This window comes from Pseudomonas brassicacearum (assembly GCF_003732225.1).
GTDB classification, from domain to species: Bacteria; Pseudomonadota; Gammaproteobacteria; order Pseudomonadales; family Pseudomonadaceae; genus Aquipseudomonas; species Aquipseudomonas brassicacearum_E.
In genome coordinates, this window is the sequence record NZ_MOBJ01000003.1 from 96,123 (window position 1) to 119,096 (window position 22,974).

Consider the following 22,974-nt stretch of genomic DNA (forward strand, 5'->3'; position numbering starts at 1 on the left):
ATATATAACGCCACTGCTTTCCGTTGGTCTTATGTGCTCGTTACACGCTGTTTTAGCCCTGTGCCATGGCGTTATGATGCACGTATTTCCAGTGCTGACTCCCCGGGGCCTTCGACCATGCGTTTAGCTGAATTCATCGTGCAACACGTGGATCGCATCGTCGATGAATGGGAACAGTTCGCCCAATCCATTGCCCCTGAGCCTGAATCCATGGACCGGGCACTCTTGCGCGACCACGCCAAGTCGATCCTGCTGGCCGCTTCCCGTGACATGCAGACCGCCCAGACCGCCCGTGAACAAGCGGCCAAGGCCAGGGGTGAAGGCCCGGAAAAAACCCCGAGCCTGGACAAGGCCGCGGCCAGCCATGGCGAGCTTCGGCATAACGTGGGGTTTGACCTGGTACAGATGACCTCTGAGTTCCGCCACTTGCGGGCCAGCGTGATTCGCCTGTGGATCAACAGCCTGGAGTCGCCGGACCTGGCGTACTTGCAGGACATGATCCGTTTCAACGAAGCCATCGACGAAGCCCTGGCCGAGTCCACCGCGGCCTACGCCGAGCGGGCCAATCGCTCACGAGACATCTTCCTGGCCATTCTCGGCCATGACCTGCGCGCACCGTTGCAAGCAGTGAACATGTCCACCGAGATACTGCTGCGCAAGGCCAAGCTGGACGCCGACGCCCGACGCTACGTGACCAGCATCAAGAGCAGCGCCCGACACATGGCGGCGATGGTGAACGACTTGCTGGAACTGGTGCGCAACCGCTTGGGCAGCGACCTGCCCATCGAACCGGCACCGATGGACCTGGCCGCCGCCGCAAAAGCGGCGCTGGACGAGGCCGGCGCCGGGCAGCCGGACTGCCATTCACAACTGAAAGTCGAAGGCGACACCCAGGGTGTCTGGGACCGCGCGCGCCTCGACCAGTTGCTGCAAAACCTGGTCGGCAACGCCCTGCAGCACGGTACCAATCACCGCCCGGTGACCCTGTGCATCATCGGAGAAAAAGATCAGGTGACGCTGACCATGCACAACCATGGCGAGCCGATTCCCGCCGACGCACTGCCGACGATTTTCGACCCGCTGGTACGCAGCGCCAGCGAAGAACTCGCCGGCCCGTCCACCAGTCTTGGGCTGGGCTTGTTCATCGTCAAACAAGTGGTGGATGCGCATCAGGGCACGATCGAAGTCAGCTCCAGCGAGGCCGAAGGCACGATGTTTAGCGTGGTGTTGCCGAGGGTATCGCGGGTGGTTTTGTAGCGACAGATGGTGATGTTTAAAGGTTGATTACCAGCCGGGAATTGTCCGACGCGCTCTATCGGTTGCGGGTGGGAAGGCCGATCACTAACCTCCAAGGGTCGCTGCCCATGCAGCGACCGGGCCTGGAAACCTGCTGAGCAACACGGCGCAACCTAACAAAAGGAGCGTCACCATGGTCACCCCAAATCCCCCTGAAACCCCAAGCACCTCTCCCTACGCCACCACTGACTCAAAAAAACTCCACGAAGCCGCTGAGCGGGCGCTGGATCATCACCTCAAACCGCCCTTCCCCCAAGCCAACCTGCCCGATAAACGTCCGTCCAACATCTTCACGGTGCTCCCCGACCTGGACAACGAAACCCTGCTGGCTCACGCCTCGGAAACCCTGGCGGCGGTCAATGTGATGGCCAGCGACCTGGCGTTCGAACTCGAAGGTACGCGCCGGCATGTGGCGCTGGCGATCCAGCAGATGATTTCGTTGGGGCTGCTATTGGTGGATCGGGCGTTGGACAACCTCGATCCGCCGGAATAGCGAGATCGCCAAGATCGCAGCCTTCGGCAGCTCCTACGAAGATCATCACCAGTGGCGCGCCTTTACCACTCAGGCCGGCTGTCAGGCCGCCGTGCTTTGCTTTTGACCTGCCCGCCCCTATCGGGAGGCCGAGTGGAGGTGTTCATCAGGGGGTTGGCGCGCAGCGCCGTACGGCGCAGCCGGACACATCGAGAGGAGGTCGTCGCGAAGCAGACCGTAGGCGATGCCCCCTGATGAATGCCGGAGCGAGGGAACGCCGAGCCTAAGCGAGGTGCCGTACGCTTGGGGCGAGCGTTTTTTTGCTTACTTTTTTTAGGCGCTTGTAAAAAAAGTGAGGCGCCGTAAGGGCGAAACCCTAAGCAGCCGTTACCGCAGCAACGGATATGTACACCCGCAAGAGATTGGTCGGCTATCAGGCCGCCATCGCGAGCAAGCTCGCTCCCACAGTTTTGATTGGTGTACATATGCAAGAGATTGGTCGGCTGTCAGGCCGCCATCGCGAGCAGGCTCGCTCCCACAGTGGATTGGTGTACATCCGTAGGAGCTGCCGCAGGCTGCGATCTTTTGATGTTGAGCTACTCGATCACCAACCGCCCCAACCGCTGCCTGAGCATGCGATTCTCGGCGCGCAGTTGCTGCACTTCTTCCAGCAGGTCGAGCGCCAGGGCGACGCCTTCCCATTCCAGTTCCAGGTCACGGCGCAACTTGGCGGCGCGCTTGGCGACCGCCAGTTCGTAGTCGTTGAAACGCCAATCCTTGGGCAGTGCGCCCTGAGGCTCGAGGATGCCGTGTTCGACGATTTCGATCACGTAGACGTCCGACAAATCGGTCGCCTCACAGAATTCTGCCATGTCCAGTTGAACGATCAGGGGGCTGCTCATTGTCAGTGACTCCAGAGTTCCAGGATCAAAAGTGCTCCCGCGGGTTGAAAGCGGCTTTCTTCGCCAGCTCCTGCCACAACGCCTTGACGTCATCGTCGGTGTGTTTGGGCATCACCGCCTTGAGTTGCACGAACAGGTAACCGCGCTGGCCTGCCTTGTTCAGCAGCCCGTGGCCTTTGGCGCGCATGCGCTGGCCGTTCTGGCTGCCGGCCGGAACTTTCAGGTTGATCTTCCCGGTCAGGGTCGGCACCGCGACCTCCGCACCCAGCGCCAGTTCCCACGGGGCCAGCGGCAAGGTGATGATCAGGTTTTCACCTTCAACATCGAATTTCGGGTGCGGCGCAAAACGAATGGTCAGGTACAAGTCGCCATTGGCGCCGCCACCGACACCCGGTGCGCCCTGGCCCTTGAGCCGAATGCGCTCGCCATCGGTCACACCGGCCGGGATTTTTACGTTCAGACTTTTGCTGGTGTTGCTGACATGCTGGCCGGCCGCGTTGTACTGCGGCACCTGGAAGCTGACCTTCTTCGATTCGTTCGAGAGGCTTTCTTCCAGAAAAATCGGTAATTCCATTTCCACGTCTTGCCCTCGACGACCGGCACTGCGGCCAGACTGTCCACCCCCGAAACCCGGGCCACGGTTACCGAAGATCGAACTGAAGAAGTCCGAAAAATCGCCGCCATCCTGTCCACCAAAACCACCCGAACCACCTCGTCCCTGCCAACCCGGCGGGCCCTGGAACGGTTGGCCGTGCTGGCCGTATTTGCGCAAGTCGTCGTATTCGGCGCGCTTGTCGGCGCTTTTCAGCGCTTCATAGGCCTCCGAGGCGTCCTTGAACTTGGCCTCGGCGTCTTTTTCCTTGCTGACGTCGGGGTGGTATTTGCGCGCCAGCTTGCGATAGGCGGCCTTGATCGCCTTATCGTCAGCGGTCGGCTCCACACCGAGAATCTTGTAATAGTCTTTGAAGTCCATCGAGGGAATCACCATCCGTTATCGATATCGCGCAGCCAGACACAGCATGCACTGATTGGCTGCCAAGCCATGCCTGTAAGTTTGGGGGGCAAGGATAGTCTTTCAAGTGAGCGATGACCTTGAATTTAGCAGATAGCCGGCCTTCGATTCTGCGCCGCACTGACATACACTGCGCGGCCGTTTTTTAACCGGAACTCGACAGACATGAAAAACGCATCTCCGGCCCGTGCCTGCGGTATCGACTTCGGCACGTCCAACTCCACTGTCGGCTGGCTGCGCCCTGGCATGGAAACGCTGATCGCGCTGGAGGACGACAAGATCACCCTGCCGTCGGTGGTCTTCTTCAATATGGAAGAACGCCGCCCGGTGTACGGCCGGCTGGCGCTGCACGAGTACCTCGAAGGCTACGAAGGCCGCTTGATGCGCTCGCTCAAGAGCCTGCTGGGTTCCAAGCTGATCAAGCACGATACCAGCGTTCTGGGCACGGCGATGCCGTTCAAGGACCTGCTCGGGCTGTTCATCGGCCAGCTGAAGAAGCGTGCCGAGACCGCCGCCGGTCGGGAATTCGAAGAAGTGGTGCTGGGGCGCCCGGTGTTTTTCGTCGATGACGATGAAATGGCCGACCAGGAAGCCGAAAACACCCTGGTGGACGTGGCCCGCGCTATCGGCTTCAAGGATGTCTCGTTCCAGTACGAGCCGATTGCAGCGGCGTTCGACTATGAGTCGACCATCGAAAAGGAAGAGTTGGTGCTGATCGTCGACATCGGCGGGGGTACTTCGGACTTCTCGCTGGTGCGCCTGTCCCCGGAACGTCGCAACCATGACAACCGCCACGACGACATCCTCGCCACCGGCGGTGTGCACATCGGCGGGACCGATTTCGACAAGCAACTGAGCTTGCAGGGCCTGATGCCGCTGTTCGGCTACGGCAGCCGGATGAAGAGCGGCGCCTACATGCCGACCAGCCACCACATGAACCTGGCGACCTGGCACACGATCAACTCGGTGTACTCGCAGAAGTCGACCCTGGCCCTGGGCAGCATGCGTTACGACATCGAAGACACCGGCGGCATCGACCGCTTGTTCAAGCTGATCGACCAGCGCGCCGGGCATTGGCTGGCGATGGAAGTGGAAGAGACCAAGATCCAGCTGACCCACGCCGACAGTCGCCACGTGCCGCTGGACCGGATCGAGCCGGGTTTGAGCGTGGAGCTGAGCCGGGCGCTGTTCGAGTCGGCCATCGACAACTTGCTGGAGCGGGTGCGTAACAGCGTGACTCAGCTGTTGAACGACGCCAATGTGCGCGTCGATCAGGTCGACACGGTGTTCTTCACCGGTGGTTCGAGCGGGATTCCGGCGCTGCGTAACAGCGTGTCGGCGATGCTGCCGAATGCGCAGCATGTGGAAGGAAATATCTTCGGCAGCATCGGCAGCGGGTTGGCGATCGAAGCGATGAAGCGTTACGGCACTCAGGTCTGATCTGAGGTCAGCGGCGCCCTCATCGCGAGCAAGCTCGCTCCCACATTTGTCCTGCGAACACAGGTCCATTGTGGGAGCGAGCTTGCTCGCGATGGGGCCATGTCAGGCAGTACATCTGCTAGATCAAACCATCTCGATCTGCTTCAACTCGCTCTTCAAATACGCGTAATAAATCGGCCCCGCCACCACCCCCGGCAGGCCGAACGCGGCCTCGAACACCAGCATTGCCAGCAGCAATTCCCAGGACTTGGCACTGATCTGCCCGCCGACGATCCGCGCGTTGAGGAAATATTCCAGCTTGTGGATAAAGATCAGATACCCCAGCGCCGCCACCGCGACCCAGATCGACAGCGATAAGCCAACGATGGTGATCAGCGTGTTGGACATCAGGTTGCCGATCACCGGCAGCAAGCCCAGCAGGAAGGTCAGCACGATCAGGGTTTTGGTCAGCGGCAGCTTGATCCCGAACAACGGCAGGATCACCGCCAGGAAGATCCCGGTGAAGAAGGTGTTGAGCAGGGAAATCTTGATCTGTGCGAAGACGATATTGCGAAACGCTTGAACCAGCAGGTGCAAACGGTCGAACAGCGCAGCTGCCAAGGGTTTGCGCTTGGTCAGGTCAGGGACGCGCTGCAAGGCGATGATCGCCCCCAGCACCATGCCGATCAGCAACGTGACGAACATGTGCGCCGCGTCTTTGCCGACCAGTTGCAGATCGCTCAGGTGTTTGCTCAGCCACTCGCCGATGGCCACGCGAAATTCAGCGGCACTGGCGGGCAGATAAGCATCGATGAACGGCGGTAACTGGCCTCGCGCCTTGTCGACCACCAGCATGAATTTGTCCAGGGAAGCCCCGGGGTTTTCCGCTTCATGCAGCAGAAAACTGATAGCACCGGCAAAGATCAGCGCCAACACGCTGACCACCAGCGTGCCGAGCAAGGCCACGGCCAGCCAGCGTGCGCGCCGTCCTTCGATCAACCGTTGCAGCTGCGGGGTGAGCATGTTGACCAGTTCGAACACCAGCAACCCGGCCAGCAGACTGGGTAACAGTCGCAGTGGTATCACCAGCAGCAACCCACCAAAAATGATCACCCAACTGACCAACAGCAACACGTGACGCTGAGAAAACGTTGGCATACAGCCTCAAAACAAACGGCGTTAAAGGATTGGCAGTCTGCCAGCCTTCCGATGCCAGCACTAGGGATTCGGGCGCAGTGCCGGTATTTCCGCGTTCTTGCCGGCCTCATCGCGAGCAAGCTCGCTCCCACATTTGATCTCGGGTGTTCACAAACCCTGTGTCACGAACAATCCAGTGTGGGAGCGAGCTTGCTCGCGATGAGGCCAGCACCATCACCACAAATTCCCCCGCCCCCCCCTTGATCGCGATCAGTCCCGACTGCTTATTTTTTCTTCAGGCAATCGCTCATGAAGGTTTTACGGGCATCGCCTTTAAGCGCCTGGGTGGTGGCGGTGGCGTTGCAGGTTTTCATCTTCTCTTGTTGAGGCGTCATCGGTTTGGCGGCTTCTGCTGCCGGCGCGGCTTTCAGGCAGGTGCTCATAAAGGTTTTGCGCTCATCACCCTTGAGGGCTTTCGCGGTGGCGTCGGCATTGCAGGTGGTCATTTTGTTCTGCTGGGCAGTGGCGGCAAAGCCCTGGGAACAGAGCAGCAGACCGATCATCAACAAAGGGATACGCAGCATCTTCATGGAGTTTTCTCCTTGTTACCGCACCGAGGGGGGCGGCCTCGACTGGAGTGTAGACAAATGCCGTTACACCTTCACCCATCAACTATGACGGCAAACAAAAAAGCCGAGAGCGAGTTCTCAGTGACTCGCTCTCGGCTCGAACAACGCTCTTTCAGGATCCGCGCTTATCGGCCTCGATCGCACTACGGTAGTTCTCAAATGCCTCGATACGATTCTCGATGACCGAAGCTTTGTGTCGCTCGAAAGAAACCGGACGCTCATCAGGTGCCGCGTAGGTAGTGCCAAGCTCTTTCAATGAGGTCCATTGGGCATAGGCGCCCTTCTCATGCAGTTTGGGAATTTTTATCGCCCTGAGCGTCGAGTCGTCCAACCCCCGAGGCGGCGTAACGGCAGGACCTGCAGGTGCGTCGTTGATAAATGCATACTCGGCAACCGCAGGGCCAGGCGCCAGGGTCAGCACCGGGTCAGGGTCAAACGTGAAGTATCCCTGACCGGTCAGGTGAGCACTGGGAAACTCTGGCCAGGAGTCGGCGACGACCAATTGCTCAGGACGGCTCAAGTCCCCCATGACAACGTATTGATGGTCAAAGTCGCTGGCCCTGACAATGTGTATTTCAGAGGTCCGGGGCTGGTTCGCGAGAATCGAAAACGTCACTTTAGAGTTTTCCGAACAGTTGCCACCCTTGATTTTGATCGCCGCCCGAGCCGCGTCGGCAGTGGTTAACTCGGCCGTCGGCAAACCGGTCGCCAGGTCGATTTTGCGGAGGTTTTTCAGCGCCGCGATGGCCGACCCACCCTTTTCCCAGATGCTCGGCAGTTGATTGCCGGACAAGGGCAGAAGCTCCTTGGCACGGGTGATTGCGCGTTGCGCCATGTTCAAGTCGGCCAGGGTCGATGACGAGACCGGGATGACACTATCGGCATTGACTACAGGGGAACCCAACTCGTTTGCATAGCTGCGCAAGTCCGCCAGCGTTGTGTCTGCCGGTACGTTATTCCCCATCGTGGAGAGGACCAGCGATTCGTACTGATCCGTACGTCCTGTTTTCTCCAGGTAACGAGCAGTCATTGCCAGCTCTCGCTGCGAACTCGACAAGGGCATAGGGACACCTTCGGCGAACATGTCGTCCAGCAAGGTCGCGAATTGCTCGGAGGGCACCAGTTTTTTTAACTCGGGCAACAACTCGACGCTTTGCCTCATCGTTGTTGTCGCCAGAGAGCTTGAATCTTCACCTGCGTAGTGAAAGGCCCACTGGAGAAAAGTCAGGTGCGTTTCGGACAAGTCATTACGTATTAACTCCAATCCATTCAGAAAGTCATTTTTCACCGACGGCAAGGGTTCAGAGGTGTATGCCCGTACGACAAGGTCTTCAAAAACCTCCTGGAGATTCAACGGCTCAGGTTCCACAGCGTCCCCAGCGGGAGCACCGCCACGCAAGCGTAGTATTTCGAGATCGAAAGCTGGTGGTCGAGGGGCCGGGTACTGGGAAAGAATCGCTGGCAACCTGTCAGGCTCTACAGCGTGGTCGCGTATCGCCTGTTTGAGCCTCTGAACGTCGCTCTTGCGCAGATTCAAATCGTTCAGTTCAGCCTGCGGGAGTGCCTGCAAGATCGACGAGTAGAGGTCAGTAGCTGAATGCAAGGTACGGCCTCGATCATCGTAAGCCTGGAAGGTGCCATCTTCACGCGCGACCATCGTGCGTTTGAGCCTCGCATCATCCTTGCCGATACGGTCCACAACCCTGCCATCGTATTCGTACTGCCTGACTTCAATCATCACATCGGCAGACCAGCCCGGCAGGTTTTCAAGCGAATGCAGCACCAGCTTGTCGGTATCGGTGCTGGCTACCGATTCCAGATAAAGCCCCTCATAAGCGCGCGACACCTTCACTTCTTCAAGCGCATAGAGGGCGAGCCCCTTGAGTCGCGATGGCAGCCGCCCGCGTGCGATGGTTTGCAGCTCCTCGGGGGTGGCGACGGCCAGTATCTCTTGAGCCACCGAGCCAGGCAGACCAGAGACTTCCTCCCGAATGAACTGAACCTGAGTATTCCAGCGCAACCCGTGTTCGTTGTAGCGCGCATCGAACAGGAACATGCGCTTTTCTCTCGCACGCCTTGCGAGTTCTGCCCTCAACACTTTTGCATTGGCCTTGGCAGTCATCACCGAAACGCCGAGCTCGCGCTCCATCAATGTTTTTGTTTCGCGTTCATCAAGGTGCGACAGCAAGGTTTCAAGCAGGTCGCCATCGATCAAGCGGCCCTCGTCTATCCGCACAGGTGCAGAGCCGTTGGAACCTGTCTCCCATATGATGTTTCCATCGCGCGCTACAAGTTGCAGTGGCCTTTCACCGGGCCACAAACCATCCAGCAGTTGAAGCTGTGTACGGGCATCGGCTTTCAAGTAGCGCTGTGGTTGTTCACTGCTGATCTGATCGATGAATGTCTGAATGTCCCGATCAATCCTGAATCGCGCAGCGGTGTCGCTCAATAAGGGCAGTGGGGATTCATTGCCGATGTACATCTGACGAAGCGCATTGACGTCGCTTTGGCTGACCGTGCGAATGTCATCGAAGGAGTCCACCAAACCGTCAAGTAGCGGCCCCATTCTCGCCATCAGCGTGTGCTCATCCCACGACTGGGGCTGTTCGCCTTCGATCACGAATGCACCCGCGCCGTTACTCTCGACCACAGGCTGGTAGGCATCTGACCGGGTTGGATGCTGGACCCGATGCTTGCCGGTTTGCGGGTCTTTACCAAGTTCGAAATGACGCGTATCGAGGCGCAGGATCGGCTTGCCTTCGTGCTGATGCAGCCATAAGTCGTCGGGCTTCGAGTCCGCGGACAGGAGCAGATTCTTTCGCAGGTACGGTTCCAGGTCCTGTCCCCACAGGCGTTGATTGCCGTTGGCCAGGGTGACCGGTTTAGTCCCCTCTAGGAACGACGACAGCCTGGGTAGCACCACCTCGCTACCGATTTTCATACCGGCACCGAACAGCCCCAACTGAATCAGGCTTTCGGTGAAACCGATCAGGTTTTCGGCCGCTTCCAGGTACAACCCCTCGGCCAGATCGACGACACCCTCGACAACCTCGCTGACCAGTTGATAAACCATGTAAACCATCATCGCCTCACCCAGACCCGGCACGAACGGCGTCACGACCAACAGCGCGGCATTCACGATGTCGGCGAGCATCTTTTCCAGATTATCGATCCACGCCCAGCGAGCCTCACTGTCCGTATCGGCCGTGGAGATGACCAGTTCCCGGCCGTCGTTCAATATTTTGTTCAGTTGTTGCTCGTACAGATAGACCCAAACATCGCCGCGAAATCGATGTTGGGTATCATCTTCAAAGCGCACGGTGTTGAAGTGCAGGCGCGGATTGTCCACTGGCGTTTCTCGCCAGCTGGGCAAGTCAACGCCCGGTTCTTTCGGGTGCCAGGTGACGTGCGTCAGACGCTGGTTGAGGCCCGCAAAAAAGTGCCCGCGCTGTTGGTGAGCGACGAAACGGCTGAAAAACTGCTGATAACTCCCCCCCGACGGGCACTGGCCCTCGGCCAACTCCGTGTCGGAGTTTCGTAGCTGTCGCGTCAGCTCGTTGAGGAACGCTACAGGTGATGCGTACTCTTTCAGTGGATGCTCGGGGTCATGTGGCACATAGGCAATGACTCGTCTGTTGCCACTGCCGGAGGCATACAGATCGGGCGCGATGAGTACAATTCCGGTCAAGCGTATGTCCATCATTGTCAGGGAGTAATAACGAACCGCGATGCCATCCAGCGTCAGACCTTTGAGGCCCTTGATCATGCCCTGTACAACGAGCCAGGCATCACTGGTGATGTGCTTTTTCACGAGTGCCAGTTGCAGGGCTGCTTTCAGGGCGGCCTTCTGACTCTTGATGACTCTGGATTGCAACACCCCACGGGCCAGACCATCCGCGGGACGTAGATAGCTTTCCAGGTACGCTTTATATCGGGCGCCGATATCCAGCTCCCGACAAAGATCCCTGAACTGCTGAATAGACATTTTCTTGCGTACTTCTTTTACATCGAAATGCCCCAGAGCATCCGGGCGAGTGATGAATTCCGAGTCAGGCAGAAGCACTTCTGAACGTGAGAAGTTGTGCAGTGCCGCGTCCAGCAAGGAAACGGTACGGCTGGTGGTACCGCCATCAAAATCATGAACCCACGGAGAAAGTTTTGCCGGGGAGTACACCTTCAGAAATGTTTCCCTGACATCCTCTTCAACCCCGTACTTTTCCTTTAACTTGCGACGAAGCAATGGCTCGGCGAATGCGTAGACGTCTTGCACGTCCACCAGCATTCTGTCGACATCGTTCTGCGAAGACCAACTCGCCTCCACGACTCGCTTCAAGCTGAGGAGCTCAACCCGGGAGGCGTTTTTGATCCAGTCGGGGATTGCTGAACGCCCCTCTTTCAACGCACAAAGTCGTTGCGGGGTCGAGTTGGCCAGCCAGGCAGGAATAGCGTTTTTGATAAGTTCGTGATGAGCACTTGTTTTAACTGAAACAGGTGACGGGTTGTTTATTGACGACCGACTCATTCGTTAGTGCCTGAGTTAATGGATTAGTTGAACAGCCCCTACTCAAAAAAGCATTGGAGCCGGACAATAAACCGTATAACGCCCGACGAACGATTAATGGAGTACATCGCTGACAGTTCTGTAAGACTTTTCTCGAGCAAGCCGAGATAGTCGTTGCCCCCAGAAAACAGTTTCAACAATGAAACAACTCTGAGGAAGCCCCACCCCCTCTAAAATATATAAAAGCTAATAAACAACCCCATTGATTGCAGTCAAAACGATCAAAGAACTTTGTGTCTTCGATACTGCTCGGGTGTGCAACCGGCTTGACGCTGAAACATCGCGATAAACGCCGACGATGTGCTGTAACCCATATCGAACGCGATCTCCTGAATGCTGCGCGGGCTGTCCAGTGCTTCGATCGAGGCCAGGAAACGCACGCGCTGGCGCCACTCCCCAAAACTCATGCCCAGCTCTCGAACAAACTGCCGGGCCAGGGTTCGTTCGCTGACGTGGATCTGCTCCGCCCACTGCGCCAGTGGCCGGTTGTCGCCCGGCGACGCCTGCAAGGCTTCGAGCACACTGAGCAATCCGCTACTGCTGGTGTAAGGCAAATAACAGTTATGCACCGGCGCTTGTTGCAGCTGGTCGACCAACACCTCGGCCAAGCGTTTATCGGCCGGGTGTTGAGGGATTTTCACGTCGCGGGCAGCGAAGTCCTTGAGGATTGCCTTGAGGATGTCACTGATTGCCAGGGTGCAGGCCTGCTGCGGCAGCTCGCGGCACAGCGACGGTGCGAGGCAGACCGCGCGGTAGTTGATCGGTTGATTGCTGTAAAAACTGTGCTCGATCTGCGGCGGCACCCACACGGCGTACTGGGGCGGCGACATGAAACGACTGCTGCCAATTTCCATGTGCAAAACACCATGAGCCGAATATTCGAGGGTGCCCCACGGGTGGCGGTGGGCCAAGGCATATTCGTGGGTGTCGAAGTCGGCATAACGGAAGTACACCGGGGCCGGCAGTTCGCTGAAGTCCAGCAGGTCGATGTGTTTGCTGTTCATGCTGTCCGAAATCAGGGGCCGATTGTCTGGATCGAAGTATAGGCTTTAATCCAGACAACGGATAATTGCCCTTCATTAACGTTCTGGTTTTCCCCATGCAATACGCTTATCCCCTGCTGGCCATTTTCATCTGGGCCGGCAACACCGTGATCAACAAACTGGCAGTCGGCGCGATCTTCCCCGCCGAAATCGGTTTCTATCGCTGGCTGCTTGCCGGGATGCTGTTCACGCCTTTCATGCTCAAACCGGTCATGACCCATTGGGCGGTGATTCGCCCGAACCTGGGCAAGATTTTCGTCCTCGGCGTGCTCGGCATGGCGGTCTATCAAAGCCTGGCCTACTTCGCCGCAACGATGACCTCGGCCACCAACATGGGCATCATCCTGTCGCTGATGCCGTTGATGTCGCTGGCCATGGCGATCATCAGCCTCGGCCAACGGTTGACCGCCGGTGCGCTGGCCGGTGCGGTGCTGTCGTTTGCCGGCGTGCTGGTGGTGGTTTCGTCCGGCAGCCTGGGTGCGCTGCTGGAGCACGGGGTCAACCTGGGCGATGCGATGATGCTGATCGCCACCCTGGCCTATGCGATCTACAGCACCTTGCTGAAAAAATGGCAGCTGCGTTTGCCGCCGCTGGTGCTGTTGTATTTGCAGGTGCTGGTGGCGGTAGTGGTGCTGTTTCCGCTGTTCCTGGCCTCGCCAAAAGTCGGCCCGACCTTGCAGAACATTCCGCTGGTGCTTTATGCCTGCCTGCTGGCCTCGATGCTCGCGCCACTGGCGTGGATGCAAGCAGTGGTGCGCCTGGGGCCCAGCCGAACCACGCTGTTCTTCAACCTGCTGCCGCTGATTACCGCATTGATTGCGGCGGTGGTGTTGCATGAGCAATTGGCGCTGTACCACCTGGTGGGTGGGATGCTGACGTTGGGCGGGGTGATTCTTTCGGAGCGTTGGACCACGGTGTTGGGCCGCAGGACCTGCGTTGCCTGATCTGACGCCATCGCGAGCAAGCTCGCTCCCACAGGGGATTTGTGAGCGACGCAGATCCAATGTGGGAGCGAGCTTGCTCGCGATGAACGATAACGCAGTCAAAATCCTTACACCCCCGCTGCCTTCAACCGCTGCGCATGCTCGACGAACAACCGCACCGGGTCGGCGCCCTTGCCCACCAGTCCCAGCGACTGGTTGACGATGTCGAAGTGGTCCAGCGGGTATTCATCGCCAATCACCGTGCCCAGATGCGAGCTGTAGCGCCCGACCATGCCGTCGCAATGCCCGGCCTCGCGAACGAAGGTTTTAGCGAACAACCGACAACTGCGGTTGGTGCCGTCAAACAGGTTGCCGCCACGGTCGGTCTTGCCCGGTTGCAACGTCCCCGACCACGAGTAATAACGTACACCGTTGACCAGCTCCGGCCCTTGCCCGCCCCAGGTCTCGGGCAATCCCTGTGGGTAGCGCTGATTGAACAGCGCGACCCCTTCGCTGGTCAGCGAGTTGTGCGAGGCATCGATATCCACCGGCCATTTCGGCCCGCGATAGCCGGTTTCCAACAGGCCCATCAACCACGCGACCATCTGCAACAAGGCGCTCAGCACACGACCCCTCGCACTGTCGGGTGGACAGTGTTTGTGCAGATAGTCCGCCAACTCCGAGCCATGGTTGGGCCCCGCTACCGAGGTCACCGAGGCCACCTGGTCCGGGCGCTTGGCGGCAGCGTAACGGGCGGTCAGCGAACCTTGGCTGTGGCCGATCAGATTGACTTTGCCCGCTCCGGTTTCGCGCAATATTTCATCGATTTGCGCCAATAACTCTTCACCGCGCACTTCATTGGAGTTGACCGGCGAAACCTGTACCGCGATCACTGTCGCCCCACCCCGGCGTAGCGCCGAGATGATCCCGTACCAGTAGGGGTAGAACAGCAGGCGAATGAAGCCGAGCATTCCCGGGACCAGCACCAAGGGGTAGCGCGTGGCGGTCTCTTGCGACATGGGCAGACATCCTTGTGATCGAGTAAGAAGGCCCAAGGCGGGATACAGGCGTCGGCCACGAGCATCGCCACCGAAAATGACACCTTCACGACCAGTCTATGACATTCCAGCCCCCCTACTTCAACCCCACCACCCCCGCCACGATCAACCCCACCGACAGCAATTTGATCAGCGTCAGGCTTTCACCCAGCAAGGCAAACCCCAGAAGCACCGTGCCCAGCGATCCGATGGCGGTCCAGATCGGATAGGCGATGCTCACCGGTAGCTCGCGCATGGCCAGGGTCAGGAAGTAGATCCCGCCGATGGCAGCCACCACGGTGACCAGCGATGGCCACAGCCGGGTGAAACCTTCGGCGTATTTCATGCCCATAGCGAACGTCACTTCGAACGCGGCGGCAATCAGCAGAAACCCCCAGGCCATCTCAAAGCACTCTGGACAGCGCCAATAAGCGTTGCTCAGCCTCGGCGGATGAAACCGCAAACGTCCGTTCGGCGGACTCTTCACCTTCAGCCGCGATCACGGTGATGTCTTCAATGCCGATAAAACCCAGTGCGGTGCGCAGCAGCGGATCGGCGTGGTTCATCGCTTCATTCTCGCCACCGGGGCCAAAACCGAAACCGCCACGGCTGGTGATGATCAGGGCTTTTTTACCCTTCACCAGCGGCTCGTATTGAGCGATGCCATTGTCCAGCGAGTGATTGAAGGTCAAGCCCAGGCGCACGATCTGGTCGATCCAGGCCTTGAGGCCGCTGGGCACACTGAAGTTGTGCATGGGCGTGGAGATCACCAACAAATCGTGGCCGAGCAACTCACCGACCAGTTCATCGCTGAGCGCCAGGTCGGCCTGCATCGACAGCGGCCGAGACTCGGGCTCAGGATGAAACGCCGCGGCGATGAACGCTTCGTTGACCGGCGGAATCAACGCTCGACCGACTTCACGACGGGTCAACCGCGCCTGCGGATGATGGGCCTGCCAGGCGGCAAGAAACACTTCGGCCAACCGCCGTGAGTGCGAACGATCACCGCGAGGGCTGGCGTGTATTGCAAGAATTTTACTCATCTCGACCTCCTGAACTGACTAAACTCGAAAGACTTGGCTGCTTTAAAGCTTGTGGCTTAAAGCTTGACGCTCTCGGCTGCTCCTCTTCAAATGAGCAAAAGTCAGTCAGGATGAATCCATTTCATCCTTGGAGTCTTCCGGATGTTTGCCTCGCTCCCCCTCACCGCCCTGCGCGCGTTCGAATCCGCCTCACGGCTGCTGAGCTTCAAAGCGGCTGCCGATGAACTATCGGTGACGCCGACGGCGATCTCCCATCAAATCCGTTCGCTGGAAAACTGGCTCGGGGTGCCGTTGTTCGAGCGCTTGCCGCGCCGCGTGAAACTGACCGACTGCGGTGAGCGGCTGTTCCGCAGCCTGCATGGCGCCTTGCTCGAAGTGGCGCAAAGCGTCGACACCCTGCGCCCGCAACGCAGCGGCAGCACGCTGATGATTTCCACCACGGCAGCCTTTGCCACGTTGTGGCTGGTGCCGCGTCTGGGACGGTTTTACGCCAGCCACCCAAACATCAAACTGCGACTGGACACCCACTGCGAGGTCATCGACCTGCATCAGGACGCGAGCGTCGACCTGGTGATCCGCTACAGCCTCGACGACTATCCGAACCTCTACGGCCAGTGCCTGTTCGATGAGCAATTCGGGGTCTACGGTTCGCCCGAGCAAGTCGCGCTGGCTGGCAGCCGGCCACCGACGCTGATCAGCGTGAACTGGCACAATTCCAGGCTCTACGCCCATGGCTGGGAAGCCTGGTGCGCACAAGCCGGGGAAACCTGGTTAAGTCACCACCCCGTCACGCGTGAATACGACGAAGAGCATTACGCCCTGCAAGCGGCGATTGCCGGCCAGGGCCTGGTGCTGGCGAGCAATATTCTGGTGTCGGAAAGTGTCGCCAGTGGTTTGCTGGTCGGTTATCGCCCTGAGGTTCAGGTGGACGGCGCCGGCTACAGCGCACTGTGTGTACCCGGACGCGAACGGCATCCACCGGTGCGGGCGTTTTTTCAATGGCTGGATGAAGAGGCAAAGCTTTCGGGGCTCTTGCCAAAATCGCAGCCATCACGCGAACGCCTGTAGGTGCAGCCGCTGACTGCGATGATCGTTCCCGCGCGGGTAAGATCACTTGCAGCCGACTATTTGCTCGGCTTGACCGTCACCGGTGCCTTGCCCTCTTTCATTTGCGCCAGCAACGGCACGCACTGATTCGGCTCGCCGCCACTCGGCGCCACCAGTGCCAGCAGCCCCGCCGCCGGACCTGCAATCACCCCCAGCGCCACCATCCCCGCGCCCCGCAGCATCAATGGCACACCCTTCACACCGGCATCCGGCTTGATGAATTTGCCGCGCACATACAGCGGCGAACGCAACGAGATCAGCCGCACGCCCTTGGACTCTGGCGAGATGGTCAGGTCGAGCTGCTCGCTGGCCATGTTCGCCGTGCCGTCGATGTAGACGATCGCGTTCTCGGTGTCGAACACAAACAGCCGGGAGGTTGCCAGACCGGTCTTGATACCGAAGTCGGCCGCCGCGCAGTTGATCTTCACGTCCTGGTCGCCAAAGATTTTGCCAACCACGTAATTGCCGACGTTCAACCCGGCCAGCTCCATCAGTTGACGACTGATTGCACCGTCGTTCATCAACATCTTCAGATCACCATTGGCGCTGCCCAGCAACGCCGCCACCGAGTTGCCTGTACCTGCAAGGTCGGCGTCACCGTTGAGTTCACCGAAGCTGGTTTTCATCGTCTCGAAGGTCGGGAACAGCTGCTTGAGTTTGAACCCGCGAGCGGTCAGTTTCGCCCGCCCTTCCAGCGGCGTGACACGGCCGTTCAGACGAATCTGCGCGTCGAGTTTTCCGCCCGCCACGCCGAAGCGCAGCGGTTCCAGGCTGAGCTGGCCATCGCTGAGCACCAGATGGGTGTAGAGATCGGTGAACGGCAGCTTCTCGCTTTGAACGATGCGCTTGCCGGTGAATTCGACATCGGCGTCCATATCACGCCAGCGCTCGGTACGGAACTCCTCGACCGGCAACACCTTGTCCGCCGGCTGCTTGCTTTCACCGCCACGGGCCTTTTGCTTGGCGTTGGAGTCGGCGCCGATCAACGGCGCGAGGTCGGCGAACAGCAGTTGATTGGAGATCAGCGCACCACTGAGTTTGGGCCGCGGCTGGCTGGCGACATACGTCAGGTCGCCGTGAATATCGCTGCCGCCGATGGTGCCGTTGAATGTCTCGTAGTGGAACGTTGCACCGTCAGGCGCGCGCAGGTTGGCGATCAAGTGACCGTCGGTGGTGTAAGGCGGCGAAGCCGGCAGGGTCACGCCGGTCAGGGGATAGAGGTTGCCCAGGCTGGTGCCGGCCAGTTTCAGGCGCAGGTCCAGCGCACCGAGGTTCAGCGGGTCGGTCAGGGTGCCGGCCAGCTCGACGCTGGTGTCGGCGATCTTCACTTGCGCGTGCAACGGAAACGGTTTGGCTGCGTCTTGTAATGCCAGCAGCCCACCGACCTTGCCTTCGCCTGCAAGTTTCTGACCGTGGTACTGGCCTTTGACCTTCAGCGCGAACGCATAGTCTTGCGGCGCCGAGCCCTTCTCCAGGGCTTTCTTCGCCGCTTTATCGCCAACGATGTCGCTGAATGGAATCGGCTTGCCCAAAAGGTCGATCAGCAGGTCGAGCTGAGTATTGAGGCTCTGGTCGTCGAGCGTGACGTGGCCCTTGTCGAAGCCGATTGCACCGATGTCTACCACCCAGCGGGACGGTTCGGCGTTCGGGTCTTTCGGGTCGAACGTGAAGGTCCAGTTGGCGCGACCATCGGCCAGGCGTTGCAGGTCGGCATTCGGCTCTGTGAGGTCGATGCGCGGAATCACTACCCGTTGCGCCAATAGCGCCAACGGCGAGATCCGCAACTCGACGCGTTTGAGGCTGACCATTTGCGGCTTTTTCGACCAGTCCGGGTTACCCAGGCTCAAGTCCTCGGCCACCACGTGCGGCCATGGCACCCAGGCGCGCCAACCGCCTTCCTCGACTTCACGCTCCCAGACCACCGTCAGGTTGCCGTTGATGGCAAAGGGGCGGTGCAGTTCTTCGGAGACTTTGGTGTTGAGCGGCGGTTTGATCCGGTTCCAGTCGAAGAACGCGATGATCACCACCAGCAGGGCCATCAGCAGCACGAGGCTGCCGAAAACCCAGGCGAGAATTTTACGAGTGCGCGTCATTGCACGGAGCTCCTGATTACGATTCAGCGCCCGAACTGCGACGCCTGCATGAAACGGTAGGCCAAAAATCGGCTGATTATAGGAACTACGACTGGCAAATGGCCCGCAGGTTTAACGCAAAAACCCTTTCAGACGCTAAAAAGCCAAACTCCCTGACCATCCAGACAGCTTTTCGTTACTCGCCCCGCACTTTTCCGACCCGCAAGTGAGTCGAAAATACCCACCTCGGTGCAAAAGCACTCCCCGGAAACGTCCGCTCTAGAGGCTTTCCGCAGAACAATCAATTCCGTTGATTATTACCATTGTCTTTATGAACTTTTATATCGACTTACCGAGAGTAGCATTAGCTTCGTACCCACTTTATCGCCCTCCCAAGGAGCAACCGATCATGAAACGCCAAATATTGCTTAGCCTGACCCTCTCGATGCTAGCCAGCACTGCTTTTGCCCTGCCAGCTGCCGATCAGGCAACTCCGCAAGTCAAATCCAGCCACTCGGTTTATAGCCAAACGGTTGCCGACGGTGCCAACGGTAACGAACGCCTGAAAGAAAAAGGCCTGATCACTCAGGACGGCTACGACAAGACACCACAAGGTCAGACCCTGGCTTCTGACGGTTCCGATCGCACTCCACAAGGCCAAACCCTGGCTTCCGACGGATCCGACCGCACTCCACAAGGTCAAACCCTGGCTTCCGACGGTTCCGATCGCACTCCACAAGGTCAAACCCTGGCTTCCGACGGATCCGACCGCACACCACAAGGTCAGACCCTGGCCGCTGACGGTTCCGACCACACCCCACAAGGCCAAACCCTGGCTGAAAGTGGTGGTGACCGCGTGATCGAACGCAACGCTAGCCTGAGCTAAGACCATGCTGGCCCGGAAAAAAGCCCGATCTCCTGGATCGGGCTTTGACTTTATGTAAGCCGCACTCCCCGCCTCACCCTCCTTTATTCAAGTTCGACGCCAGCAAAGCTGATTTGCTAGAGTGCGCCGCTGTCCTTGATTAGAAGTCAGCCGCCTGATGCTGCCCCGCGCCGAACAGAAACAACAGACCCGCAACGCCTTGATGGACGCTGCCCGCCACCTGATGGAGTGCGGCCGAGGATTCGGCAGCCTGAGCCTGCGTGAAGTGGCGAAAACCGCTGGCATTGTCCCGACCGGTTTCTACCGGCACTTTGCCGATATGGATCAGCTCGGGCTGGAACTGGTCAGCGAAGTCGGCCAGACCTTCCGCGAAACCATCCGCCTGGTGCGCCACAACGAATTCGTCATGGGCGGGATCATCGACGCCTCGGTGCGAATCTTCCTCGATGTGGTGGCGGCCAACCGTTCGCAGTTCCTGTTTCTGGCGCGCGAACAATATGGTGGCTCGCTGCCGGTGCGCCTGGCTATCGGCAAACTGCGCGAGAACATCAGCTCGGACCTGGCCGCCGACCTGTCATTGATGCCCAAGCTGCAACACCTCGACTTCGCCGGGTTGTCGGTCATGGCCGACCTGATCGTCAAAAGTGTGTTTGCCACCCTCCCCGACATCATCGACCCACCCGCCCAGGCATTGCCCGAGCACCTGACGCCACAGGCGAAGATCACTCAGCAGCTGCGCTTTATCTTTATCGGCTTGAAGCATTGGCAAGGATTGGGCAGCACCGAGTAATCCCATCAAAGATCGCCTTCCTTCGTAGGAGCTGCCGCAGGCTGCGATCTTTTTCATGCGCCACAAATGGGTGCATACAAACCCCTCACGCACCAACTTCACCCAGCTCACCCGCAAATCACGCAACATTCAGAAACATCTTCTACGCTCTGACAGGGATTTCCTACGCCTCGGCCGATTGGCAAGCCCCTTGCTCTAGCCTGAGCATTGTCCTTTGCTGGAAGCCTTCCAATGCTGGTGATTCATCGCAGAATCGAGCCTCAACCCGTCTGGGCCGCCGAGTTGCACCTGAACTTCGAGGCGCGCAGTAAAAGCCGTCTGCGCTGTTTCAGTGCCGAAGGTGAAGACGTCGGGTTGTTTTTGGAGCGCGGGCAGCCGCCGCTGTACGACGGCGAATGCCTGGAGGCCGAAGACGGCCGCATCGTGCGTGTCTGCGCCCGTCCCGAGCAACTGCTGCACGTCACCTGCGCCAACGCCTTCGAATTGACCCGCGCCGCCTATCACCTGGGCAACCGCCACGTTGCCCTGCAAGTCGGTGACGGCTGGTTGCGCCTGCTCGACGACTACGTGCTCAAAGCCATGCTCGAACAGTTGGGCGCGCAGACCGCAAACATCGAAGCCGCGTTCCAGCCGGAGCACGGCGCCTATGGCGGTGGTCATCATCATTCACGCCACGGTGATGAAGATTTCAACTATCCGCCGAAACTGCACCAGTTCGGCGTACGCACATGAACCCGGCCTGGGCGTTGCTGCGCCTGGCCAGCCCGCAATTGCCGATTGGTGGCTACAGCTATTCCCAAGGCCTGGAAATGGCCGTGGACAATGGCCGCGTGAGCGATCCGGAATCCGCCAAACGCTGGATCAGCGATCAGTTACTGCTCAACCTGGCGCGCTTCGAAGCGCCGCTGTTGCTCGCCCATTGCACCGCCGCCGCCAATGAAGACTGGCCACAGTTGCTACAACGCTGTGAGGAACACCGCGCCAGCCGGGAAACCCGCGAGTTGCATCAGGAGAGCCGGCAAATGGGCTATTCCCTGCAGCAACTGCTCAATGGCTTACCGGAACTGGATGACCCCGCCCGCGCCTTTCTCGCACATCGCGGCGAACCGCATCTGGCCCTTGGTTGGGCGCTGGCAGCCCGCGCCTGGCAGATCACCCCACAAGATGCCTTGGCCGCCTGGCTCTGGAGCTGGCTGGAGAATCAATTGGCGGTGTTGATGAAGACTTTGCCGCTGGGCCAGCAAGCCGCACAACGTCTCACCAGCGAACTGCTGCCGCTGTTGCAACAGGCACAGAAAAACGCCTCAAGCATCGATCCCCAACATTACGGCAGCGCCGCTTTCGGCCTGTCCCTGGCGTGCATGGCCCATGAGCGCCAGTACAGCCGTCTGTTTCGTTCCTAGGGCCTGTTATTTTGGAGAAGCACATGAACACACAACCTCTACGCGTCGGTATCGGCGGCCCGGTCGGTTCCGGCAAAACCGCGCTGACCCTGGCCCTGTGCCTGGCGTTGCGTGATCGCTACAACCTGGCCGTGGTCACCAACGATATCTATACCCGCGAAGACGCCGATTTTCTGGTGCGCAACGAAGCCCTGGCCCCCGAGCGGATCATCGGCGTGGAAACCGGCGGCTGCCCACACACGGCGATTCGCGAAGATGCGTCGATCAACCTCGAAGCGGTGGATCAGCTGAACCGGCGCTTTCCCGGCCTCGATCTGATTCTGGTGGAATCCGGCGGCGACAACCTGTCGGCGACCTTCAGCCCGGAACTTTCGGACCTGACGATCTACGTGATCGACGTCTCGGCCGGCGACAAGCTGCCGCGCAAGGGCGGGCCGGGGATCTGCAAATCCGACCTGCTGGTAATCAACAAGATCGATCTGGCGCCACTGGTAGGCGCGTCGCTGTCGATGATGGACAGCGACACCAAGCGCATGCGCGGCGGCAAGCCGTTCGTCTTCAGCAACCAGAAAACCGGCCAGGGCCTTGAAGAAATCATCGCCTTCATCGAGCGCCAAGGGCTGCTGAGCGCAGCCTGATACTTATCCACACGCGTTATCAACAAGGAAGCTTATTCATGACACTCAAACGCATTTTTGCCACCGCAGCTCTGCTGCTCACGCCCGCACTGGCCTTCGCCCACCCAGGCCATGGCGACAACGGCTTGCTGGCCGGGATCAGCCACCCGATCGGCGGCCTCGACCATTTGCTGGCGATGCTGGCCGTCGGGTTGTGGGCCGCGCAACAACAAGGCGCGGCGCGCTGGGTGCTGCCGTGCACCTTCGTCGGCACTCTGCTGATTGGCGGGATGCTCGGGTTTGAAGGCTTGAACCTGCCAGCGCTGGAGAGCGGGATTGCCGCTTCGGTACTGGCGCTGGGCTTGGCCGTGGCATTGGCGGTGCGTCCGCCGCTGAGCCTGGCGATTGGCGCGACGGCGCTGTTTGCCTTGTTCCACGGCGTGGCTCACGGTCTGGAGCTGCCGGACATGTCCAGCCCTTGGGCGTATGCCGCAGGCTTCGTCGCCGCGACCGCAGCCCTGCATGCCGCCGGCTATGCGCTGGTGCGCGTATTGCCTCAGGCCGCTGCGCCATTGGTTCGGGTAGCGGGTGCAGCTTCGGCGGCGACCGGGGTTTGGTTGCTCGC

At 59.3% G+C, this 22,974-nt stretch carries 21 protein-coding genes; 11 read left to right on the top strand and 10 right to left on the bottom strand.

The window, feature by feature from the left end; translation table 11 throughout:
• The first annotated feature begins 117 nt into the window (after positions 1-117).
• Positions 118-1,257 (top strand): sensor histidine kinase, encoded by a 1,140-nt coding sequence (locus BK659_RS03440; RefSeq protein WP_123423729.1) that lies wholly within the window; start codon positions 118-120, stop codon positions 1,255-1,257.
• 172 nt (positions 1,258-1,429) lie between these two features.
• Positions 1,430-1,789 (top strand): DUF6124 family protein, encoded by a 360-nt coding sequence (locus BK659_RS03445; protein WP_123423730.1) that lies wholly within the window; start codon positions 1,430-1,432, stop codon positions 1,787-1,789.
• Positions 1,790-2,364: 575 nt separating this feature from the next.
• On the opposite strand, the gene BK659_RS03450 is transcribed toward BK659_RS03445, so the two are convergent.
• Both BK659_RS03450 and BK659_RS03455 read right to left on the bottom strand, forming a co-directional pair.
• On the bottom strand, positions 2,365-2,670 hold the full coding sequence (locus tag BK659_RS03450; RefSeq protein ID WP_123423731.1) for a chaperone modulator CbpM: 306 nt from the start codon (positions 2,668-2,670) through the stop codon (positions 2,365-2,367).
• A 25-nt stretch (positions 2,671-2,695) separates the two neighbouring features.
• Positions 2,696-3,643, bottom strand: coding sequence for a DnaJ C-terminal domain-containing protein (locus tag BK659_RS03455; RefSeq protein ID WP_123424074.1), 948 nt, complete (start codon positions 3,641-3,643; stop codon positions 2,696-2,698).
• A 204-nt stretch (positions 3,644-3,847) separates the two neighbouring features.
• Here BK659_RS03455 and BK659_RS03460 point away from each other — a divergent pair, with 204 nt between their 5' ends.
• Positions 3,848-5,122, top strand: coding sequence for an Hsp70 family protein (locus BK659_RS03460; RefSeq protein ID WP_123423732.1), 1,275 nt, complete (start codon positions 3,848-3,850; stop codon positions 5,120-5,122).
• A gap of 123 nt (positions 5,123-5,245) precedes the next feature.
• Here BK659_RS03460 and BK659_RS03465 read toward each other — a convergent pair whose 3' ends face one another.
• The 4 genes from BK659_RS03465 to BK659_RS03480 all read right to left on the bottom strand — a co-directional run bounded on the left by BK659_RS03465 (position 5,246) and on the right by BK659_RS03480 (position 12,432).
• Positions 5,246-6,259: an AI-2E family transporter gene (locus tag BK659_RS03465; RefSeq protein WP_123423733.1), complete on the bottom strand. Its 1,014-nt coding sequence runs from the start codon at positions 6,257-6,259 to the stop codon at positions 5,246-5,248.
• A gap of 263 nt (positions 6,260-6,522) precedes the next feature.
• Positions 6,523-6,828: a PsiF family protein gene (locus BK659_RS03470; RefSeq protein WP_123423734.1), complete on the bottom strand. Its 306-nt coding sequence runs from the start codon at positions 6,826-6,828 to the stop codon at positions 6,523-6,525.
• A 151-nt stretch (positions 6,829-6,979) separates the two neighbouring features.
• On the bottom strand, positions 6,980-11,389 hold the full coding sequence (locus tag BK659_RS03475) for a dermonecrotic toxin domain-containing protein (protein WP_259740204.1): 4,410 nt from the start codon (positions 11,387-11,389) through the stop codon (positions 6,980-6,982).
• Positions 11,390-11,649: 260 nt separating this feature from the next.
• Positions 11,650-12,432, bottom strand: a complete 783-nt coding sequence (locus tag BK659_RS03480) for an AraC family transcriptional regulator (protein WP_123423736.1) — start codon at positions 12,430-12,432, stop codon at positions 11,650-11,652.
• Positions 12,433-12,527: 95 nt separating this feature from the next.
• On the opposite strand from BK659_RS03480, the gene BK659_RS03485 reads away from it, so the two are divergent.
• Entirely contained in the window at positions 12,528-13,415 is an 888-nt protein-coding gene (locus BK659_RS03485; protein ID WP_123423737.1) for a DMT family transporter, read from the top strand.
• Positions 13,416-13,522: 107 nt separating this feature from the next.
• Here BK659_RS03485 and BK659_RS03490 read toward each other — a convergent pair whose 3' ends face one another.
• From BK659_RS03490 to BK659_RS03500, 3 genes are all read right to left on the bottom strand, one after another.
• Entirely contained in the window at positions 13,523-14,413 is an 891-nt protein-coding gene (locus tag BK659_RS03490) for an esterase/lipase family protein (RefSeq protein WP_123423738.1), read from the bottom strand.
• 115 nt (positions 14,414-14,528) lie between these two features.
• Complete coding sequence (locus BK659_RS03495) at positions 14,529-14,834, bottom strand: DMT family transporter (RefSeq protein WP_123423739.1); 306 nt, start codon at positions 14,832-14,834, stop codon at positions 14,529-14,531.
• A 1-nt stretch (position 14,835) separates the two neighbouring features.
• Positions 14,836-15,474: an FMN-dependent NADH-azoreductase gene (locus BK659_RS03500; RefSeq protein WP_123423740.1), complete on the bottom strand. Its 639-nt coding sequence runs from the start codon at positions 15,472-15,474 to the stop codon at positions 14,836-14,838.
• Between the two features lie 141 nt (positions 15,475-15,615).
• On the opposite strand from BK659_RS03500, the gene BK659_RS03505 reads away from it, so the two are divergent.
• Complete coding sequence (locus BK659_RS03505) at positions 15,616-16,542, top strand: LysR substrate-binding domain-containing protein (RefSeq protein ID WP_123423741.1); 927 nt, start codon at positions 15,616-15,618, stop codon at positions 16,540-16,542.
• Positions 16,543-16,598: 56 nt separating this feature from the next.
• On the opposite strand, the gene BK659_RS03510 is transcribed toward BK659_RS03505, so the two are convergent.
• Complete coding sequence (locus BK659_RS03510) at positions 16,599-18,674, bottom strand: AsmA family protein (RefSeq protein WP_123423742.1); 2,076 nt, start codon at positions 18,672-18,674, stop codon at positions 16,599-16,601.
• Between the two features lie 388 nt (positions 18,675-19,062).
• Between BK659_RS03510 and BK659_RS03515 the strand changes: the two genes are divergently transcribed.
• The 6 genes from BK659_RS03515 to BK659_RS03540 all read left to right on the top strand — a co-directional run.
• Positions 19,063-19,539, top strand: coding sequence for a hypothetical protein (locus tag BK659_RS03515; protein WP_123423743.1), 477 nt, complete (start codon positions 19,063-19,065; stop codon positions 19,537-19,539).
• 157 nt (positions 19,540-19,696) lie between these two features.
• Positions 19,697-20,329 carry a TetR family transcriptional regulator gene (locus BK659_RS03520; RefSeq protein WP_123423744.1) on the top strand — a complete coding sequence of 211 codons (633 nt, stop codon included), beginning with the start codon at positions 19,697-19,699 and terminating at the stop codon, positions 20,327-20,329.
• A gap of 231 nt (positions 20,330-20,560) precedes the next feature.
• Positions 20,561-21,061, top strand: coding sequence for an urease accessory protein UreE (gene ureE / locus BK659_RS03525; protein WP_123423745.1), 501 nt, complete (start codon positions 20,561-20,563; stop codon positions 21,059-21,061).
• Entirely contained in the window at positions 21,058-21,732 is a 675-nt protein-coding gene (locus tag BK659_RS03530) for an urease accessory protein UreF (protein ID WP_123423746.1), read from the top strand. The genes ureE and BK659_RS03530 overlap by 4 nt, the downstream gene beginning before the upstream one ends.
• Positions 21,733-21,755: 23 nt before the next feature.
• A complete protein-coding gene (gene ureG / locus BK659_RS03535; RefSeq protein ID WP_123423747.1) occupies positions 21,756-22,370 on the top strand; it encodes an urease accessory protein UreG in 615 nt (204 codons plus the stop codon).
• Between the two features lie 38 nt (positions 22,371-22,408).
• Positions 22,409-22,974: HupE/UreJ family protein (locus BK659_RS03540; protein ID WP_123424075.1), on the top strand; the 566-nt coding region annotated here is incomplete at its 3' end.

Excerpts from the sequence above, each read along its gene's own strand:
- BK659_RS03450 (WP_123423731.1), bottom strand. The coding sequence starts at position 2,670 with ATGAGCAGCCCCCTGATCGTTCAACTGGACATGGCAGAATTCTGTGAG.
- ureG (WP_123423747.1), top strand. The coding sequence starts at position 21,756 with ATGAACACACAACCTCTACGCGTCGGTATCGGCGGCCCGGTCGGTTCC.
- BK659_RS03460 (WP_123423732.1), top strand. The coding sequence starts at position 3,848 with ATGAAAAACGCATCTCCGGCCCGTGCCTGCGGTATCGACTTCGGCACG.
- BK659_RS03470 (WP_123423734.1), bottom strand. The coding sequence starts at position 6,828 with ATGAAGATGCTGCGTATCCCTTTGTTGATGATCGGTCTGCTGCTCTGT.
- ureE (WP_123423745.1), top strand. The coding sequence starts at position 20,561 with ATGCTGGTGATTCATCGCAGAATCGAGCCTCAACCCGTCTGGGCCGCC.
- BK659_RS03500 (WP_123423740.1), bottom strand. The coding sequence starts at position 15,474 with ATGAGTAAAATTCTTGCAATACACGCCAGCCCTCGCGGTGATCGTTCG.
- BK659_RS03440 (WP_123423729.1), top strand. The coding sequence starts at position 118 with ATGCGTTTAGCTGAATTCATCGTGCAACACGTGGATCGCATCGTCGAT.
- BK659_RS03465 (WP_123423733.1), bottom strand. The coding sequence starts at position 6,259 with ATGCCAACGTTTTCTCAGCGTCACGTGTTGCTGTTGGTCAGTTGGGTG.
- BK659_RS03490 (WP_123423738.1), bottom strand. The coding sequence starts at position 14,413 with ATGTCGCAAGAGACCGCCACGCGCTACCCCTTGGTGCTGGTCCCGGGA.
- BK659_RS03455 (WP_123424074.1), bottom strand. The coding sequence starts at position 3,643 with ATGGACTTCAAAGACTATTACAAGATTCTCGGTGTGGAGCCGACCGCT.
- BK659_RS03505 (WP_123423741.1), top strand. The coding sequence starts at position 15,616 with ATGTTTGCCTCGCTCCCCCTCACCGCCCTGCGCGCGTTCGAATCCGCC.
- BK659_RS03520 (WP_123423744.1), top strand. The coding sequence starts at position 19,697 with ATGCTGCCCCGCGCCGAACAGAAACAACAGACCCGCAACGCCTTGATG.
- BK659_RS03475 (WP_259740204.1), bottom strand. The coding sequence starts at position 11,389 with ATGAGTCGGTCGTCAATAAACAACCCGTCACCTGTTTCAGTTAAAACA.
- BK659_RS03480 (WP_123423736.1), bottom strand. The coding sequence starts at position 12,432 with ATGAACAGCAAACACATCGACCTGCTGGACTTCAGCGAACTGCCGGCC.
- BK659_RS03530 (WP_123423746.1), top strand. The coding sequence starts at position 21,058 with ATGAACCCGGCCTGGGCGTTGCTGCGCCTGGCCAGCCCGCAATTGCCG.
- BK659_RS03445 (WP_123423730.1), top strand. The coding sequence starts at position 1,430 with ATGGTCACCCCAAATCCCCCTGAAACCCCAAGCACCTCTCCCTACGCC.
- BK659_RS03495 (WP_123423739.1), bottom strand. The coding sequence starts at position 14,834 with ATGGCCTGGGGGTTTCTGCTGATTGCCGCCGCGTTCGAAGTGACGTTC.
- BK659_RS03485 (WP_123423737.1), top strand. The coding sequence starts at position 12,528 with ATGCAATACGCTTATCCCCTGCTGGCCATTTTCATCTGGGCCGGCAAC.
- BK659_RS03510 (WP_123423742.1), bottom strand. The coding sequence starts at position 18,674 with ATGACGCGCACTCGTAAAATTCTCGCCTGGGTTTTCGGCAGCCTCGTG.
- BK659_RS03515 (WP_123423743.1), top strand. The coding sequence starts at position 19,063 with ATGAAACGCCAAATATTGCTTAGCCTGACCCTCTCGATGCTAGCCAGC.